The organism is Capnocytophaga ochracea DSM 7271, from assembly GCF_000023285.1.
GTDB classification, from domain to species: domain Bacteria; phylum Bacteroidota; class Bacteroidia; order Flavobacteriales; family Flavobacteriaceae; genus Capnocytophaga; species Capnocytophaga ochracea.
This window is the reverse complement of the sequence record NC_013162.1, coordinates 1,162,831-1,181,046: the sequence shown is the minus strand read 5'-3', so window position 1 is coordinate 1,181,046 and position 18,216 is coordinate 1,162,831. Positions and strand designations below refer to the sequence as shown.

Below are 18,216 nucleotides of genomic sequence, written 5' to 3'. Positions count from 1 at the left end.
AAAAGAAAAGATAAGTGGATAAAGACTTTATCACCTTACCTTTGCACCACAAAATGTACCACCAAAAAAGTATTTGTATGTTTTTAAGAAGTTATATATGGCTTTTATTACTTGGGATTGCCTCCATCACTACCACTGTGAAAGCGCAACCCTACATATCACCCATTGGTGCACAGGTGTTCATAGAGCCTGGTCAAACCGATGAGGAGATAAATACTTGGTTCAAACTCCTCAGCGAGCACCAAATGAACTGTTGTCGCATTCGTATGTTCGAGAACTATATGAAGCGCCCCGACGGTACTTGGGATTTCTCTCTTTTTGACAAGGCTTTTAAAGCAGCAGAGCGGTACAATGTAAAGATTGTAGGCACACTCTTCCCCGCTGCCCCCGACAATTCGTTAGGTGGCTTTAAACACCCTTATTCCCAGTCACATCTACAAGAAATTGCTACCTATATCAAGCAAGTAGTAACCCATTTCAAAACCTCGCCTGCCCTCTATGGTTGGGTGCTAATGAACGAACCTGGCACAGGGGGTTGGGTGCCTAACGATGCCTTTGGCAATGCTCAAAAAAGTGAATGGCTCAAAACACTAAAACCTACTGCCTACAACAGCAAAGGCTACCCACAAATAGTAGATTTCACCCCTCAACAGTTCTTGCTACACTACAACACTTGGTACCTGCAATGGATTGCCAACGAGGTGAAAAAGTACGACCCTAATGCCTATTTGCACGTCAATTCTCACCAAATATTCAGCAATATTGCCGAATACAACTTCCCCGCTTGGCGCAACTTCCTCAGTTCGTTAGGCGCTTCTGCTCACCCCAGTTGGCATTACACTATGCTTCACAGAAATCAGTATGCTACAGCTTTGGGGGCAAATTGCGCTATCATACGTTCGGGAGCAGGCGAATTGCCTTTTTGGGTAACCGAATTGCAAGGAGGCAACAACACTTTCAGCGGTTATAAAGCCTTCTGTCCTACCAAAGAAGAAATCACCCAATGGCTGTGGACGAGCGTTGGCAATGGTGCTGAACACATCTTGTTTTGGTGCTTGAACCCGCGTGCTGTGGGCGATGAAGCAGGCGAATGGGCACTCGTAGATTTCCAAAACCAACCTACCGACCGACTCACTGCTGCCTCCGAAGTCGCCAAAACACTCCGAAAAATCAATATCAGCAAATTTAAACCCGTAGTAGCCAACATTCATATCCTCTATACCCGCGAAACGCTTTGGATAGAAAAGAAAGCGCAACTAAATGATAATACCAATAATGATTACGAGGGCAGAAACACGGGAGGTGCTATGAAATCGGCGTTTGCAATGTACGAAACCCTACTTGAAAACGGTATCAATAGTCAGTTTCAGTGCTTTGATGAGTTCAACTGGAACAAACCCTCTTACAAAGGCGAAACCATTATTTTATCAGGACAAATAAGCCTACCATCGCGTTATTGGGAACCCCTGCGCAACTTTGTACACAATGGTGGCAAACTGGTAATGGAAGGACTCAGTGCGTTCTACGACGAAAATATGTTTGCCCTACATCACACAGGATTTCCGCTACAAGATGTATTGGGAGGAGCACTGAAAGAAGTAAAATGCCTCCCTACCGATTTCAGTGTAAATTACCAAAACGCACCCCTGCCCGCCCACCTTTGGAAAGGGAGTATCTACAATACTCAAGGGCAAATAGTAACCCAAGAGGGGAATAGTGTGTTGGCAACGCGACATCGCTTTATGAGGGGAGAAACCTTTTGGTTTCCATCACTATTGGGGTTGGGCGCTTTGCGCAGTGGCAAAGGGGAAGCGCTTTCGCGTTTGCTACTCGCCGAAGCGCAAGCGACAGTCCCTTTTCAGTTTGAAACTTACCAAAAAGGAGTGCAAATGTATACAATGCAAAAAGGTAATCAATACCTTACGATACTCATCAACAAACGCCCACAAGCTACCTCAGTGGCATTGCGCTACCCCAAAGGAGTAAATCCTTCGGTCGTTTTTGCCGATAAGGGAGGAAGTGCAACAGCTAACACCGCCCGTCTATCCTCTGAAGAAACGCTGGTGATTCTTTGGAAATAGATACAAATTAATATTGATGTTTTTTCCTAAAAAAGCTGTACGATATGAGTATATCTGTACAGTTTTTTTGTTATTCAATGTGAATTTGATGTTAGAAAAGTGTAGCTTACGCTACAGAAATCTTACAAATCTTAAAAAATCAAACAAATGGATAGCTTTGCTGTTTTAAATGTCTCGCACAGATTTCACGAATTACACGGATTTGACACAGATAAATCTCTATTATTATCAGTTGCGATGCGCACGGATTAGTAGCTCTGCTACTGGAGATTCACACAGATTGTAATACAAATATAATTGTAAATCAATATTGTATATATCGAACTGACATTATTCAAGATTTTCTTTGATATCGATAAGCATTTGCTTTACACGCTCTAACTTTGTAACCACATCAAGGTTTGTAAGAGGTTTCTGCTTGTCTTCTTTAAGACGTTGACGCGCTCCTTCAAGGGTGTAGCCTTGTTCTTTTACCAAATGATAGATAAGCTGGAGTTTCTTAACATCATCGGGAGAGAATTTCCTGCTTCCCGAGCTCGTCTTTCTCGGGCTGATAATAGAAAATTCCTTTTCCCAAAAGCGAATAAGAGAAGCGTTCACATTGAATGCCTTGGCTATTTCTCCTATGGTGTAATACAGTTTATCGGGTAATACAATATCCATTTCTCTAAGAAATTATCAGTTATCAGTTACATTCACACAGCCCCAGCCGTCGTATTCTCCTTCAAAAGAAGAAGCGAGCTCTATCAGTTCCCATACGATATTGTTGATATCTAACGGGCTGTCCTCACGTGTGGCTTCGACGGTGTAAGGGAAAGTATGACCTTCGGATTTTCGTTCCTCTACTGTTTTTTCATCACTCAAACGCACTTTATAGCCTTTTTCGGCTACTTTCTCGGCAAAACCTTGTTGTTGTGCCTCACTTTTGAAGTAGATAAAATGGTCGATTTCACGAGGCACTTCCATCTTATCCCCTTTCTTCTCAAGTTGCATTAGCACTTTTCTGTTCTGCATCGTTTGATAAGAAAACTCATCAGGATAAAGGAAGTCGAAATAATCTTCCCATTGGGCATCTTCAGCGGTATTATATCCCGATTTATACCCCTCAAAAGCTTGTAACGCTTCTTCGCAAGTCTGTGCTAAAACTTCCGCATTATTACAGTAAAACCAAAGCTCTAAAAAGCCTTCGGATTTTACCACACCTGCCAATACTGCTCCTGTGGCTTCGGCTTTCTCGCTTATGGCATCTTCTATATCACAGAGGATAGGATACTCCTCCTTTGAAGGAAAGCCATCAGGAGTAGGATTTTTCATTTTTATATAAAACTGTAAACGTTGCGATAAGCCCTCGAGAGGAGCAAGCTCAAACAAGGCTAAATTGGTGCGTATAGAAGCTGGGACGCCTTCGATATGGCACATAAAGAAGTCCCAATTCTGGGGAAGATTATGGTGAGTCATATGGGTTTAATTAACAAAATACTATTTCCAATCATCTTAGTCAAGCGATTGATTTTCTTGGGTAGAAACGTGTAACATCTCGGTGTATTCGCTCGGGGTGAGATTGCCATAATAGAAGTGTATCGGGTTGATGTGTTCGCCGTTTTTTATCACTTCGTAGTGCAGGTGTGGAGCTTCCGAGCGACCGGTACTTCCTACCCTTCCTATGAGGTCGCCACGCTTGACGTGTTGCCCTGCACGCACGTTGTAAGCCGAAAGGTGTCCGTAGAGAGTTACATAGCCATAACCGTGGTCGATGCGAATGTGGTTACCATAACCTGAGGCATTGCTATCGGCACGTGCTACTACACCATCGCCCGCAGCATATACAGGAGTGCCTTGGGGCGCAGTGAAGTCCATACCATAATGGAACTTACGCGCTTTGGTAAAAGGGTCGATACGCCAACCATATCCCGATGCCATATGCTTTAAATCTTTATTATTAATAGGCTGAATGGCAGGAATAGAAGACAAGAATTTTTCCTTTGCCTTAGAAAGTTTAGCAATCTCATCTAACGATTTCGACTGTACGACCAACTGTTTTCGCAATATATCTAAGCGTTTGTTTGTATTGGCAACAAGTTTGGAGTTTCCGTATTTTTCGAGGTTTTTATAGCGGTTAGGGTCTTTGAGGCTTTTGCGAACACTATCGGGGATAATAGGAGCATTGAAGTAAAGGCGGTACATATTATTATCGCGTTCTTCAAGGTCGGCAAGCACATCTTCCGCCAATTCCATCTTTTTGTTCAGGATTTGGTAGTTGGTTTCATAGGTTTTAATCTCGCGTGCTAATACCACCTCGCGGGGGGTGAAAAACAAGCGCGAGTTAATCATTATAAAAGAGAATAAAATCCCGAAGAGTGCAGCAGCTGTAAGAAAAATTAAAGCATTGCGCACTTTTGTACGCTTTCGGGAGAGGATGCGTTTATACGAGAGCGTATCGGGGTCGTAATAATATTTTACCTTTTTCATACGGGCAAAAGTATAAAAAAAATATGATATTTGCTGTTTTATGACAAAAAAAAATGTAATTTTGCAGTGAATAGGCTATAGGCAGTAGGCCATAGGCCATAGTGTTAATTATCAATTGTTAATTGATTTTATGGGGTTTTCAGAAATTATATTCATACTTTTTATGGTTTTAATCCTTTTTGGAGCTGATAAGCTCCCTAGTATTGCGCGGGGTTTAGGAAAGGCTATGCGCCAACTGCGCGATGCTACCGATGAGATTAAAACTGAAATACAACGCGGTGCTGAAAAGGCAGGTGTAGATACTAAAATTGTAGAAGAGACTCAAAAAGAAATTGAAAAAATGAAAGAAGATTTTAAGGGTTAGAAGTTTTTTTTGAGTTTTTTAGAAAATCTCTAAGAGATATAAGGCGTGAGATGAAACTTTTATAATATAAACAATAGACTCCTACAAACTCAATATTTGTGGAATTTCTCACAATATAAGGATAAGATACTATAAAAGCCCTTTTTATTAGAAATTAAGAAAGGGCTTTTATAATAATCAATAAATAACTTTAATTTTTACCAATAGCAACAAACTCAGCATCATCAAAAGCTATAGCTTCACCTAAAGGACGCCATTTATTAAGTTCTTCCTTTTCTTCTGTTCTTTTAGCTTCCAAAAGGTCATAAGCATCTTTTCCTAATACGAGTCTCAAAGGAGGTTCCTTATCATTGATAGCTTTGATAATAACCTTTGCTGCTTTCTCTGGATCTCCTTGTTGTTTTCCATCACTTCCGTAAAGATAATTGCGCAGAGGTACAATAGTATCGTCATAATCAACAATATGATTTTCAGGGCGTAAATTACCTGCTCCAGCAAAATGAGTCCTAAGAGCTCCTGGTTCTACTATTGTTACTCTGATACCTAAAGGTTTTACTTCGTGGTAAAGTGCTTCAGAAAAGCCCTCTAAAGCATATTTTGCAGCTCCATAAAGTGAAAATCCACCAATATTTACGCGTCCTCCAATACTTGATACATTTACAATATTACCACTTTTTTGTCGGCGCATTATAGGTAATACCAAACGAGTAAGCTCAATAGTTGCAAAGAAATTGATTTCCATTTGAGCACGTATTTGCTGACTTGAAAATTCTTCCAAAGCTCCTAAATCGCCTCTTCCTGCACAATTTACTAACACATCTATTCTACTAAATTTAGCTATAGCTGTTTGTATTGCCTCTTGTCTTTCTTTTTCATTAGTAATTTCTAATGAGACAACCAATGTGTTTTCTCTAAAAGTATTTACTAAATCAGTTACTTTTTCTGGATTGCGAACAGCAAGTACTGCTACATTGCCTTCTTTCAAAGTTTGCAAAGCAATTGCTTTACCTAAACCACTGCTTGCTCCTGTTATAAAATACACTTTTTTCATTCTGTAATTAAATTATAATTTTAATAATGAAGCAAAGATATAAATTAGATTTCTCTTAGCAAGTTAAAGCAATGTTAAAATTCTGTTGAAGTTAAATTTGATATGGTTTTAATTCTTTTTGGGGCTGATAAGCTCCCAAGTATTGCGCGGGGTTTAGGAAAGGCTATGCGCCAACTGCGCGATGCTACCGATGAGATTAAAACTGAAATACAACGCGGTGCTGAAAAGGCAGGTGTAGATACTAAAATTGTAGAAGAGACTCAAAAAGAAATTGAAAAAATGAAAAAAACAATTGACAATTGACAATGAACAATTGACAAAACGAGTATTTATGAGATAAATTGCCTTAATGTATAATTGGTATTCAACTTTGCCAAAGGTGCGAGTCGCACAGGCAAAACTTTGGCAAAGTGTAGCGACGTAAATTAGCTAATGAGCAAATTGCAACCTCTGATATCGGCGTTGTCGAAGCGTCCTAATACTTCAAAAGTACCATCGGGGTGTAGCTTTCCTAAATCTTGGGTAGCAATAAAACTACACGATTCTCTATTAGCCAAATCGATGATATTAAGTCCGCCGGTTTTGCCGGTAGGCAAATAGCTCAGCGCATCATTGGTATCGCGTATAAGGACTTTTAGCCAAGGTACACACTTATAAATCCCCTTACCAGCAGAATAGGCTTGCGAGAGCAGTTCGGTCATTCCGTATTCGGAGTGAATCATTTCTACCCCAAAACCTTTGCAGAGGAGCGCGTGCAATTCTTCGCGCACGAGTTCTTTGCGACGACCTTTCATACCTCCTGTTTCCATTACAATCGTATTTTTTAAAGAGAAAGTATGCTCGGTTATAAGGTCGAGTAACGCAAAGGATACCCCTATGAGCAGTACTTTCTTGCCCGAAGCATCGAGGGTTTGCAAACGCTCAGCTAAGAGGTCGTATTCGTTGAGATAAAAACCGCTATACTCACTACCTGAGCGCTCAATGAGATCGGCGACCATAGTGATGAGCGATGAGCCCGTGCGCTCTAAATACGAGGGAAGAAGGGCTAAAACTACATAATCTTCAACGTTGCCGTAGAAATGTTCAAAGCCTTTACGGAAGCTTTGTTCATATAAGCTAAGTTCTTTCACATAGTGTCGGGAGGTTTGTGCGCCTGTTGTACCACTGCTGGTGAATATCTGTTGAGGTGTGGTGTGACCGCAGTACACTTTTTCAGTTTTAAAACATTCGATAGGAAGAAAAGGTATTTTTTCAAGCGTGTTTACCTCATTAGGAAGGCAGTTCAATAGGGTACAAAAGCGATGGTATACCTCGTTGTTTTCGTATTGATAACGAAAAGTATCCAAGGCAACAGCTGTAAAATCTATGTTTGCTGATAGTTGAATTTTGTCGTTCGTTAAAGTGAAGTATCGCTTGGGCTATAGAAATTAATCAAAAATTAAGTTTTTGCCTCATTGATAGACTTTATCAAAGGCTTAGCACTTTGACAAAGTGTATATCGCAAATTTTATTGATTATTCAATTTATATTTATCAACTGTGCTTAATTAAGGCAAAAGTTCTTTTAGGAGACCGAAAGAAGGGTTTAGCAAGATGGTGCTTAGAATGATGACAAGTACTACAAGCACAATTTTCACCCAAGAGGAGTACTTTTTTTGGGGAGAAGCTAAGATAGTATCGTACTCTTTACGGGTTTTTACGGTAGCGATTTTCTGTTCGAAATAAATATCTATCAAAGAGGGCAAATCCTTTACGGTACGAGCTTTTGAGGAGGTGCTATTGCTATTTTTTTGTGAGGGTTTCTTTTTAGCTTGCTTTTTGGGTTCTTCGGTTTTCTTTTGCCCTTTTAACTCGGCGGCGAGGTCGGTGTCGTAGTCTTTACGACTTTCGGGGTCGGAAAGGACTGCGTAAGCTTCTTGTAGGCTTTTGAATTTTTCGGCAAAGAAATCGTCGCCCTGATGTTTATCGGGGTGATAGGCTTTTGCGAGCTTTTTGTAGGCATCGCGTATTTGGTCGTCAGAAGCCTTTTGGCTAACTCCTAATATTTCGTAGTAATCCTTTAACATTATAATCTTGGTTTTTGAGAGGTGTTATCGTGGCTTTCCCAGCCGATGAGTTTGTTATTTTGGAATGTGAGGGTAAGGGTTTTGTAGTGCCAACGTTCGGTAGTAGAGCCTTTGAATCCTGCACTTTGGACTTCTAACGGTTTACCGAGCGCCATTTTCACCAAAAAGTCGGGCATACCTTCGGTATATACACCTTTTTCGACGGAACTTGTGGTGGGCTCACCGTATTCACTTTTGATGAGCTCCATAATTCTGTCTTTGGTATCTTCTTCGTCTACCAAAGCATTTTGCCATTTTTGGCGTTTTTCTTCAATGGATTTTTCTCTTTTTAAGTTGGTAGTTGCCTGCATTACAAGTATATAAATGAGGTAGGCTACGCTTATTGCGAGAATAGAATAATATATCATTGTATGCTTATTTTATTATATAATTCTTCACTGAGGGTGCAAAATTACAAAAACAATTTTTAATATACAAATTTGAAAATTAGCAAATTTGAAAATTGGGAAATTTGAAAATTAAATGTGAGGCCTCAGGCCATAGGCCACAGGCACTAGGAATGGCGACGAAAAAGCGATAAATGTGAGGCCTCAGGCCATAGGCAGGAGGAAAATTAGAAAATTGGGAAATTAGAGAATTAGGAAATGATGGTGCGAGCCGCACGGGTAGTTTTTAAGAAGAATAAAATAGGGATTTTCAAAAAGAAAAATATACTGTGATATAGGTACCTTATACGAACCTTGAACGAATCTTGGAAGATTGGTATAGGATAAAAGGTGCTTTTTTGGAAGGTGAGAATCTATGAAATAAGGGTTTTATGGTAATATTTTCTGCTTTATTGGTAGATAGGAAGAATATATTTCCTATGTGAATGGTGCCGATGCTGAAAGTCAAAAAAATATTGGGAGAGGGATTGCTGATTGGTAATTATTTTGTATCTTTGCTTGAATTAAAAAAAAGAGGTTGAAATAAGGAAAAGAGCGACTTTTGTGTATTAAAAACAGGAAGATTATGAGTGAAATGATAAAAAATCGAGAAACTTTTGTCGGTTTTTAACAGAAAAGAGAATAGGAGTCAACTGGAGTATCTGTGAAAGGCTCTGATAACCTGGGAGGAAAGAGTAAAGAGAATATGATGTTTAAGTTTAAGCAATTTAACGTAAAGCAAGCACAAAGTGCGATGAAGATAGGCACTGATGGAGTGCTATTGGGGGCGTGGACGCCTATTGAGAATCCTAAAAGTATACTGGATATTGGGGCGGGAACGGGCTTATTGTCGCTAATGTTAGCTCAACGCTCTGACGCTCCTGTGATTGACGCCGTAGAAATAGACGAAAAAGCCTATATAGAATGCACGGAGAACTTCGAAGAGAGCCAATGGGGCGACCGCTTGTTTTGCTATCACGCTTCGTTTCAGGAATTTGCTTTGGAGATAGATGAAGTGTACGACCTTATCATCTCTAATCCGCCTTTCTATACCGCTGATTATAAAACAGCTGAAAAAGCGCGCAACACGGCTCGGTTTACTGATACGCTTTCGTTTTCGGAGCTCTTAGAAGGGGTAAGCCAATTACTGACCGATGAGGGTGTTTTTAGTGTTATTTTACCTTATAGTGAAACCGAAGGGTTTATCGCTCTTGCGTCGGGTTATGGTCTTTTCCCTCAGAAAATCACTCATACGCGAGGCAATGCTACGGCTGAACTAAAACGGAGTATGCTTCTACTGAGTAGAAAAGAGCTCTCCTCCTACCCTATCGATGTGCTTATTATTGAGAAGGAACGTGGGGTTTATACGGAGGCGTACAAATCGCTCACAAAGGATTTTTATTTAAATTTAGGAAATGAAGTGGGCTAAGGACTAAGGAGAGTAATTTGGTGATTTGATAATTATGCTTTATCTTTGCCAAAAAAAGAAATATGAGAACTGTAAAATATAACGAAATGGTTAATTATAATGTGAGTATTCCTAAGGAAAATGCTCCTATGTTTGAATCACTTTTCAAGAAATACAACGTAATTGCCGAACCTACTGTAGTAGCAGAACCCGTAGAGGAGTATATTCCTAACGAGGAAACTATAAGAGCTATTGAGGAAGGAAGAAGAGAGTATAGAGAAGGACTACTAAAAGGTTATAAAAATCTTGATGAATTATTTAGTGATTTAGACAATGAATAATACGGAGCAAGAAGAAATTCCTAAATATTCTATTTTTATAACAACTACCTATAAAAAAGAATACAAAAAATTCTCTAATCAGGAAGCTAAGAAAAAAGCTATAAAAGAAATCATAAAAATCCTGATGTACAAAGGAACTGAAGGTATTCCCAAGAAAAACCTTCCACACCTCTTAACAGGAAATTACAAAGGTTGTTGGGAATGCCATATAGAGTCTGATTTGTTACTGATTTGGGAACAAAACGATGAAAATATGGCTATTATACTTGAAAGAATAGGTAGCCATTCTGAACTTTTCTATAAAAACAAGAAATAAAACACTTCCTCTTTTAGCACTGAAAAATGAACCAAGAAGTATTTACTGCTCTGCAAAACAAACTGAAAGTGGGTAACCGTCGTGGCGTGCACCTCAATGCACTTCCTGGTGCTTCACGCTATAAGTTTGATATCGCACGTCTCTCGGCTATCTTCAAGAGCTTGCCCGAACGCTTTATTCTCGACTTACTCACCTTACGCAACCTCAACTTTTCGTTTTCTATTCACGATACCGAAAGTACTAATATTGATCATAGAGGAGCTGGCTCGCGAACTCCCGAAGAGGGACAAGCCGTAAAAGTGAATGAAAAAGAAGAAGGAAAATCAGTAAAAGAAAAGGGTACAAGGGAAGTAGCGCTGGAAAAACTCGTAGATAGTATCGAAAACCTGATGTTCCAAAGCGAGGTTATCACTTCGGAAAAAGGGGTGAACACACTCGGCTTTGGCTTCCCCATACTGTTGCGTCGGGATATGGGCGACGGACAACTAACAGCTGCGCCTATCCTGATTTGGTCGGTAAAGATAAAGCCAGCTACCCAAATGAATACGTGGGTAATAAGTCGTAGCGAGGAAGACCCTATCTACCTAAACGAGGTGCTCACCAACCACCTGCAAAACGATTCGGGCGTAAGCCTTAAGCCTATCCCCGACGAGATGCTGGAAGACGGAAAAATCGATAAACCTGAACTGCACTCTCTTTGCTCGGATATCCTCAACCAACTGAAAGTTACCCAAAACTTGGATTTCCTGCTGAACAACTATACCGAGATTCTCCCTCTAAAAACCAAAGCGGCATACGAGGAACTTTTATCTAACAAGGGCGATGCTTTTATAGAAAAAAGCGGTATTCTCTCCCTCTTTGAAGTGCAAAAACAGAACATCATCAACGATTACGAATCGCTGAAAAAGGAATTTATACCTTTGCAAGCAACAGCCAACGAACAATTCCAATCGCTGAGCGCTATTGAAACCGACCCCTCTCAACAGTCGATTTTGGAATCGCTGAAAAGTCAGCAGAAAATACTTATTCAAGGTCCCCCAGGTACGGGCAAGAGCCAAACGCTCACGGCGATTCTCATCAATGCTTTGGAAAACAAACAGAAAACACTAGTAGTATGCGAGAAGCAAACTGCCCTCGAAGTGCTCTACAACGCCTTGCAAAACAAAGGTTTGGGCAGGTATTGTACAATGATAAAAGATGCCATTGCCGACCGCAGATTCATTGTCGATGCCGTGCGTAACCATATCGATAATGCCGAGTTTAAAAAAGAAACACCAGCTTTCCTCGAAAATCTCCTTACCGAACAAGTGCAGGCAATGCGCAAAATTACAACAGATATCAATGCTATTCACCACAAACTCAACCAACCGCTCCTCAACCAACTGTCGTGGACAGATGTAATGGCGGAACTAATGCATTATGAAACTGATAGAGAAGAACTCAACCTCTCGGCTTTTTCCTTTCAATTTACTGATGAAGAATTTGCCTCTCTCGCCCCCCTTTGGCAACAAGGTGAGGCGCTCTATCAGCGCTATGCGCCTTACGCTCAAAATCATTTGTTCAACCCCAAAAAACTCACCGCTACCAATCTGTTTAACACCCAGCAACAACTCGCCGAAGCCTTCAAGCAATACGCACAACAGTGGGAGGTTATCCAGCAACAAATAGCCGTTTATAAAGCCTATTACTTGCACAAACGCAAAGAAGAATTTATACAACAGCTGGACACCTTAGCGCAATATCGCAATGAGTATGAGCTGATTACCGCTACCCTCCCCCCTACTTCACCTGTGTATCAACCTGAGGTCACCAAAGGATTTTTCTACAAGCTCTCAGCACTCTTTTCTGCCGAGAAAAAGCAGGTGCTGAAAACCCAAAAACGCTTACAAGAACTCTGTACTGCGATTAAAGCACTCAGTTTGCACCGCAATTTTTTGTCGATTGCTATTTCGGATAACTTATTGCTCAACAAAACTGTTATCGCCGAGTACACTCCTGCTATTACCCAAGCGCAAACCGATTTCGACAGCAAAGTCAATGCTGATTTTGTTGCCTTAGACCTGCTGAATTACTACGAACGCTCGTTTGTAAACGCCGATTTAGACAAGCTCATAAGCGAAGTAAAATCGCTTAAAAACCGTATAGAAGCTGATAATTGGCTGGACACTCTCAATTTTGGCAATACCTTTGCCGAGTTTGAAGCCTTTATCACCCGCAGTTTAGCGACCTACAACAACTATCAAGCCGACCCTGCACAGCCTTTGGTGGCTCAGTACGAGTGGTTTGCATTCTTCCAATCGCTCAACGATTTCCAAGAGCGCATCGTTTTATCACTCACCAAAGTAACGCATTGGGAAGCCTCTTTCCTCTACGCCTATTACACCTTGCTCTTGCAACGAAATGCCGATGACACGCTAAACTTCAACGAGCGCGATTACGCCGATTTTAAAAAGAAAATACACTACTTCGCCTCTGCCCAAAAAGATTTTATCGAGGGCTACTGGAATACCCAGCAACGCAAAGCGGTAAAAACTTTTGAAGAGACTAACAAAGAGCTCACTGTGGCTAACCTCTACAACAAACGCAAAAGTGAAAAACACAACCGACTTACCTTGAGACAAATAGCGATGAAGGACACCGACCTATTTACGAGTTTCTTCCCTATTATCCTCACCACCCCCGATGCTTGTTGCAATCTGTTTGAGGGCAAGAATTTCTATTTCGACAATGTAGTGTTTGACGAGGCAAGTCAGCTGAAACTCGAAGACAACCTGCCGGCAATGCTCAAAGGCAAGACGATTATCATTGCAGGTGATGAACACCAAATGCCGCCGTCTAACTATTTTAGCAAAGTATTCGACGGTACTGCCGAAGATGATGATGACAACGAGGAAGAAGATGAAGTACTCACCTACAAAAATGCGATGCTGAACATAGAGTCGCTCTTGGATTACGCTTTGGAATACCATTTCAGTAAGAATCATTTAGATTTTCACTATCGTTCTAAACACCCTTATCTGATTGATTTTTCTAACCACGCTTTCTACAATGCCCGATTGCGTCCGCTACCCAGCACCGAAAGTCGTATCCCTATCCATTTCACTCAGGTAAATGGCACTTTTGATGAGCATATCAACCGTGAGGAAGCCGCCGAAGTATTGCGTATCCTCTCGCAAATAGAGCCTCGTCCTGACGGTACTTACCCATCGGTGGGGATTGCGACCTTCAATATCACCCAGCGCAACTACATACGCAAACAGATACTCCAAAAGCAAAACGACCCTACTCAAACGGCTTTCCGCGAGAAAATCAACGCCTTAGAACAAGCAGGACTCTTTATCAAGAACTTGGAGAACATACAAGGTGATGAGCGCGATATCATCATCTTATCGGTAACTTATGGCAAGAAGAAAGGCGGCAAGTTTGTACAGAGTTTTGGTCCGCTGAACTTCACCAAAGGTTACAAACTGCTGAACGTGATTATCACCCGCGCCAAGGAACAGATATACGTGTGCAACTCTATCCCCGAAGAATTGTTAGCTACCTATAAAGAGGCTTTAGCGCAAGAAGGCGCTAACAACCGCCGCGCTGTGCTCTACGCCTACCTCGCCTACGCCCGTGCCGTAAGCAACGGCAATGATGCACTCCGCCGTGAAATCCTATCGGAACTCGACCTCTACGGACACAAACACACCGATATCGACCAGCAAAGTAAAAGTGCTTTTAAAGAACAAACCTACCGTCAGCTTAAAGAAAAATACCCCGACCAACGTATTACAATGGACTACGAGTTTGGTGGGTATACTATCGATATTTTGTTAGAGCCCAAAGAAGGCAAGCCCGTAGCTGTAGAATGCCTCAGCAAACCTCTTTACAACAACGATTTAGCCTATTTAGAAGACCTACACAAGGAAAAAATATTGCTCAACGCCGGCTTTGACTACAAAAGAAAATGGGCGAAATAAGTGCACAGGCAGGTGGAATATCAGAAAGACCGTAACAAGAAAAATAAAAAAGCGACTCCTAAGGAGTCGCTTTTTCTATACGGAATTATATCTTTAGTTAAACGTTTATTTTACTTTTTCTACAATAGCTTTGAACGCTTCAGGGTGGTTCATTGCCAAATCGGCAAGAACTTTACGGTTGAGCTGGATATCAGCTGCTTTAAGTTTACCCATAAATTGAGAGTAAGACAATCCGTGCAAGCGAGCTCCTGCGTTGATACGCACAATCCACAAAGCGCGGAAGGTTCTCTTCTTGTTACGGCGGTCGCGGTAAGCGTACTGCATTGCTTTCTCAACAGCGTTTTTGGCTACCGTCCAAACGTTTTTTCTGCGGCCAAAGAAACCTTTGGCTTGCTTCATTATTTTTTTTCTACGAGCTCTACGAGCTACAGCATTTACTGATCTTGGCATAAATTCCTTTTTTTTAATTTTTGTAGCAGGTGGTTTGTGCTTAAAACAAACGCTTAGGGGTACCTACTCCACGGTTATTAATTTCCTACTATTTAAACAATTATTTTAAGCCTAATTGTTTCTTCACGCTTGCTTCGTCGTTAGAGTGAACGAGCGTAGCGTGGGTGAGTGCTAACTTGCGTTTTTTAGCTTTCTTAGTTAAGATGTGGCTTTTGAACGCGTGTTTTCTCTTGATTTTACCAGAGCCGGTGAGCTTAAAACGCTTTTTAGCTCCAGATTTAGTTTTAATTTTTGGCATTTGCTTAGATTTTTATTGATATAATTCCGTTTTTTAGGTAAGAGATAAGAGGTAAGAGGTAAAGTTGTATACTTCTTATCTCTTACTTCTTACCTTATTATCTTTAATTACTTTTTCTTGGGTAAGGGTGCGAGGAACATCGTCATACGTTTTCCTTCGAGTTTAGGCATTTGTTCTACTTTGCCATAGTCTTCGAGGTCGGTGGCGAGGCGCAAGAGGAGAATTTCCCCTTGGTCTTTATAGATAATGGAACGACCTTTGAAGAATACGTAGGCTTTTACTTTGGAGCCTTCTTTGAGGAACTTCTCACCGTGTTTCTTCTTAAACTCATAGTCGTGGTCATCGGTTTGAGGGCCGAAGCGAATTTCCTTAATTACTACTTTGGTAGCTTTGGCTTTCATCTCTTTCTCACGCTTTTTTTGTTCGTAAAGGAATTTCTTATAATCGATTACCTTACAAACAGGAGGCGTGGCGTTTGGTGAAATTTCCACCAAATCGAGTTCTAATTCATTAGCAATTTCTAATGCTTTGCGAGTGGGGTATACGCCTCCTTCGACGTTTTCCCCTACCAAACGCACCTCAGGAACGCGGATATCGCGATTGATACGATGAGGTTGTTTGTCATCTCTGCCCGGTGTGTTACTTTTTTTTATGATGGCTATTTAAATTTAAAATTACTTTCACTATTCTAATTTGCTAATTAGCAAATTGTTTAATTGACTTAGCGACTTCGTCGTTGATGAGTTTGGCAAAGGCTTCTACGCTCATACTTCCTAAATCCTCACCACCGCGTTTGCGCACTGATACGGTGCCTTCTTTCTCTTCATTCTCGCCTACAATGAGCATATACGGGATTTTTTGGGTCTCGGCTTCGCGTATTTTTTTGCCCATAGTTTCGGCGCGATTGTCTATCAGGGTGCGAATATCGGAATTTTCTAACAATCTCAAAACTTTTTGAGCATAATTTTCATATTTTTCACTCAATGATAGTACGATAGCTTGACTCGGGTTGAGCCATAATGGGAAGTTTCCGGCAGTGTGTTCCAATAAAATGGCTACAAAACGTTCCATACTTCCGAAAGGCGCACGGTGAATCATTACAGGGCGGTGCATTTCATTATCAGCGCCTTTATACCAAAGGTCGAAACGCTCTGGGAGGTTGTAATCTACCTGAATGGTACCGAGTTGCCAGCTTCTGCCTAAGGCATCTTTCACCATAAAGTCGAGTTTGGGTCCGTAGAAAGCGGCTTCACCTGTTTCGATTACATAGCTCAAGCCTTTTTCTTTCGCAGCGTTGATGATGGCATTTTCGGCTTTTGCCCAATTCTCATCACTACCGATGTACTTGGTAGGGTTTTCGGGGTCGCGCAACGATACTTGTGCGGTAAAATTGTCGAATCCAAGAGAACCAAATACATAGAGCACCAAATCGATTACGTGTTTGAACTCGTCGTCTAACTGTTCAGGAGTACAGAAGATGTGCGCATCGTCTTGGGTAAAGCAACGCACGCGGGTTAAGCCGTGTAACTCGCCACTTTGTTCATAGCGATATACTGTACCGAACTCGGCAAAACGCTTTGGCAAATCTTTATAACTCCAAGGGTGTGAATTGTATATCTCGCAGTGATGCGGACAGTTCATCGGTTTTAGTAAATACTCCTCGCCTTCGTTAGGGGTGGCAATGGGTTGGAAACTATCTTTTCCGTATTTATCCCAGTGACCTGAGGTTACATATAAATTCTTATGACCGATATGTGGGGTAACTACCTGCTCGTAACCGGCTTGTTTTTGGGCTTTGCGCAAGAAGGCTTCGAGGCGTTCGCGCAAGGCAGCTCCTTTGGGTAACCAGAGAGGTAAGCCTTGTCCTACCTTGTTAGAGAAGGTAAAGAGTTCAAGTTCTTTACCGAGTTTGCGGTGGTCGCGTTTTTTAGCTTCTTCAAGCAGTTCGAGGTATTCGGTGAGTTCTTTTTGTTTAGGGAATGAGATAGCATACACACGAGTGAGTTGTGGGTTGTGCTCATCACCACGCCAATAAGCCCCAGCAGCGCTGAGTACTTTTACGGCTTTTACAAAGCCTGTGTTAGGGATATGCCCCCCACGACAAAGGTCGGTGAAGGTACTATGGTCGCAGAAGGTGATCGTACCATCTTCGAGGGCTTCGATAAGTTCAGTTTTGTACTCATTTTTGCCTGCGTAGTACGACAAGGCTTCGGCTTTGCTCACAGGGCGCATTTTGAAAGGGTGTTTGCCTCGTGCTATTTCCAAGAATTTAGCTTCGATAGCAGGAAAATCTTTTTCGGAAATAGGTTTGCCGTTGAAATCGACATCGTAATAGAAACCATTAGCGATGGCAGGACCTATGGTGAGCTTGATACCGGGATAGAGCTCTTCGAGCGCTTGTGCCAAGATGTGCGCTGAGGAGTGCCAGAAAGCTTTTTTACCTTCGGGACTATCCCAAGTGTATAATGTTAAACTACCGTCGGTCGTCAGGGGGGTAACGGTTTCTATGGTTTTGCCATTGAAGCTGGCAGAAAGGACGTTACGCGCCAGTCCCTCACTGATAGAGGCTGCGATTTCGGCGGGAGTAATCCCACTTTGGTACTCTTTTACAGAGCCGTCGGGTAGTGTGATTTTAATCATTTTTTTGTTGTTGAAAATTGGTGTTGTTGTGTTAGAAAGTGCAAAAGTACAAAATAATTAGTAATTGACAATAAATAATGAAGAAAAATATTTAGAAAATGAGGAAATGAGAGAATGAGGAAATGAGAGAATGAGGAAATGAGGAAATGAGAAAATGAGGAAATGAGAAAATGAGGAAATGAGAAAATGAGGAAATGAGAAAATGAGGAGCGAGTTACAAGCTTGCATCAGAAGAGATTAACTTTGCCAAAGTTTGAAACTTTGGCAAAGTGCGTACCGCAAAAGCGATGTGTTGGGGTTGTTAGGGGAATTCGGAAGGAAACGGAGAAGTTCGGAAGGGCTT

18 protein-coding genes are annotated in these 18,216 nt (G+C 41.4%); 7 read left to right on the top strand and 11 right to left on the bottom strand.

The genetic code is table 11. The features are described 5' to 3' along the window. Positions 1–14 precede the first annotated feature (14 nt). A complete protein-coding gene (locus COCH_RS05075; RefSeq protein WP_041546709.1) occupies positions 15–2,081 on the top strand; it encodes a beta-galactosidase in 2,067 nt (688 codons plus the stop codon). A 330-nt stretch (positions 2,082–2,411) separates the two neighbouring features. Here COCH_RS05075 and COCH_RS05070 read toward each other — a convergent pair whose 3' ends face one another. The 3 genes from COCH_RS05070 to COCH_RS05060 are packed head-to-tail and all read right to left on the bottom strand — an operon-like array spanning position 2,412 to position 4,550. After that, a complete protein-coding gene (locus COCH_RS05070; protein ID WP_009411004.1) occupies positions 2,412–2,744 on the bottom strand; it encodes a MerR family transcriptional regulator in 333 nt (110 codons plus the stop codon). A 15-nt stretch (positions 2,745–2,759) separates the two neighbouring features. Beyond that, complete coding sequence (locus COCH_RS05065) at positions 2,760–3,539, bottom strand: DUF695 domain-containing protein (protein ID WP_015782220.1); 780 nt, start codon at positions 3,537–3,539, stop codon at positions 2,760–2,762. 36 nt (positions 3,540–3,575) lie between these two features. After that, positions 3,576–4,550, bottom strand: a complete 975-nt coding sequence (locus COCH_RS05060) for a M23 family metallopeptidase (RefSeq protein ID WP_002675822.1) — start codon at positions 4,548–4,550, stop codon at positions 3,576–3,578. A 130-nt stretch (positions 4,551–4,680) separates the two neighbouring features. Between COCH_RS05060 and COCH_RS05055 the strand changes: the two genes are divergently transcribed. Next, positions 4,681–4,914, top strand: a complete 234-nt coding sequence (locus COCH_RS05055) for a Sec-independent protein translocase subunit TatA/TatB (protein ID WP_015782219.1) — start codon at positions 4,681–4,683, stop codon at positions 4,912–4,914. Between the two features lie 190 nt (positions 4,915–5,104). Here COCH_RS05055 and COCH_RS05050 read toward each other — a convergent pair whose 3' ends face one another. After that, a complete protein-coding gene (locus COCH_RS05050) occupies positions 5,105–5,965 on the bottom strand; it encodes an oxidoreductase (RefSeq protein WP_009421835.1) in 861 nt (286 codons plus the stop codon). Positions 5,966–6,067: 102 nt separating this feature from the next. On the opposite strand from COCH_RS05050, the gene COCH_RS05045 reads away from it, so the two are divergent. Then, complete coding sequence (locus COCH_RS05045; protein WP_009417378.1) at positions 6,068–6,268, top strand: twin-arginine translocase TatA/TatE family subunit; 201 nt, start codon at positions 6,068–6,070, stop codon at positions 6,266–6,268. Positions 6,269–6,390: 122 nt separating this feature from the next. On the opposite strand, the gene COCH_RS05040 is transcribed toward COCH_RS05045, so the two are convergent. From COCH_RS05040 to COCH_RS05030, 3 genes are all read right to left on the bottom strand, one after another. Further along, the gene (locus COCH_RS05040; RefSeq protein ID WP_015782218.1) at positions 6,391–7,350 is read right to left on the bottom strand and encodes a LuxE/PaaK family acyltransferase; all 960 of its coding nucleotides are present in this window, start codon (positions 7,348–7,350) and stop codon (positions 6,391–6,393) included. Positions 7,351–7,511: 161 nt separating this feature from the next. Then, positions 7,512–8,030 (bottom strand): J domain-containing protein, encoded by a 519-nt coding sequence (locus COCH_RS12665; RefSeq protein ID WP_015782217.1) that lies wholly within the window; start codon positions 8,028–8,030, stop codon positions 7,512–7,514. Then, positions 8,030–8,437, bottom strand: a complete 408-nt coding sequence (locus COCH_RS05030) for a hypothetical protein (RefSeq protein ID WP_015782216.1) — start codon at positions 8,435–8,437, stop codon at positions 8,030–8,032. The genes COCH_RS12665 and COCH_RS05030 overlap by 1 nt, the downstream gene beginning before the upstream one ends. A 724-nt stretch (positions 8,438–9,161) precedes the next feature. Between COCH_RS05030 and COCH_RS05025 the strand changes: the two genes are divergently transcribed. From COCH_RS05025 to COCH_RS05010, 4 genes are all read left to right on the top strand, one after another. Next, the gene (locus tag COCH_RS05025) at positions 9,162–9,884 is read left to right on the top strand and encodes a tRNA1(Val) (adenine(37)-N6)-methyltransferase (protein ID WP_015782215.1); all 723 of its coding nucleotides are present in this window, start codon (positions 9,162–9,164) and stop codon (positions 9,882–9,884) included. Between the two features lie 62 nt (positions 9,885–9,946). Further along, on the top strand, positions 9,947–10,204 hold the full coding sequence (locus COCH_RS05020) for a flagellar motor switch protein FliM (protein WP_015782214.1): 258 nt from the start codon (positions 9,947–9,949) through the stop codon (positions 10,202–10,204). Beyond that, on the top strand, positions 10,197–10,520 hold the full coding sequence (locus COCH_RS05015; RefSeq protein WP_015782213.1) for a type II toxin-antitoxin system YafQ family toxin: 324 nt from the start codon (positions 10,197–10,199) through the stop codon (positions 10,518–10,520). Before COCH_RS05020 ends, COCH_RS05015 begins: the two co-directional genes overlap by 8 nt. 26 nt (positions 10,521–10,546) lie before the next feature. Then, positions 10,547–14,485 carry a DEAD/DEAH box helicase gene (locus tag COCH_RS05010; protein WP_015782212.1) on the top strand — a complete coding sequence of 1,313 codons (3,939 nt, stop codon included), beginning with the start codon at positions 10,547–10,549 and terminating at the stop codon, positions 14,483–14,485. Positions 14,486–14,590: 105 nt separating this feature from the next. On the opposite strand, the gene rplT is transcribed toward COCH_RS05010, so the two are convergent. From rplT to thrS, 4 genes are all read right to left on the bottom strand, one after another. Continuing rightward, on the bottom strand, positions 14,591–14,935 hold the full coding sequence (gene rplT, locus COCH_RS05005; RefSeq protein ID WP_002674637.1) for a 50S ribosomal protein L20: 345 nt from the start codon (positions 14,933–14,935) through the stop codon (positions 14,591–14,593). Positions 14,936–15,035: 100 nt separating this feature from the next. Continuing rightward, positions 15,036–15,233 carry a 50S ribosomal protein L35 gene (rpmI, locus tag COCH_RS05000; protein WP_002674635.1) on the bottom strand — a complete coding sequence of 66 codons (198 nt, stop codon included), beginning with the start codon at positions 15,231–15,233 and terminating at the stop codon, positions 15,036–15,038. A gap of 107 nt (positions 15,234–15,340) precedes the next feature. After that, positions 15,341–15,838, bottom strand: a complete 498-nt coding sequence (infC, locus tag COCH_RS04995; protein WP_106096058.1) for a translation initiation factor IF-3 — start codon at positions 15,836–15,838, stop codon at positions 15,341–15,343. Positions 15,839–15,929: 91 nt separating this feature from the next. Further along, a complete protein-coding gene (gene thrS, locus COCH_RS04990; protein ID WP_015782211.1) occupies positions 15,930–17,873 on the bottom strand; it encodes a threonine--tRNA ligase in 1,944 nt (647 codons plus the stop codon). Between the last annotated feature and the right edge of the window lie 343 nt (positions 17,874–18,216).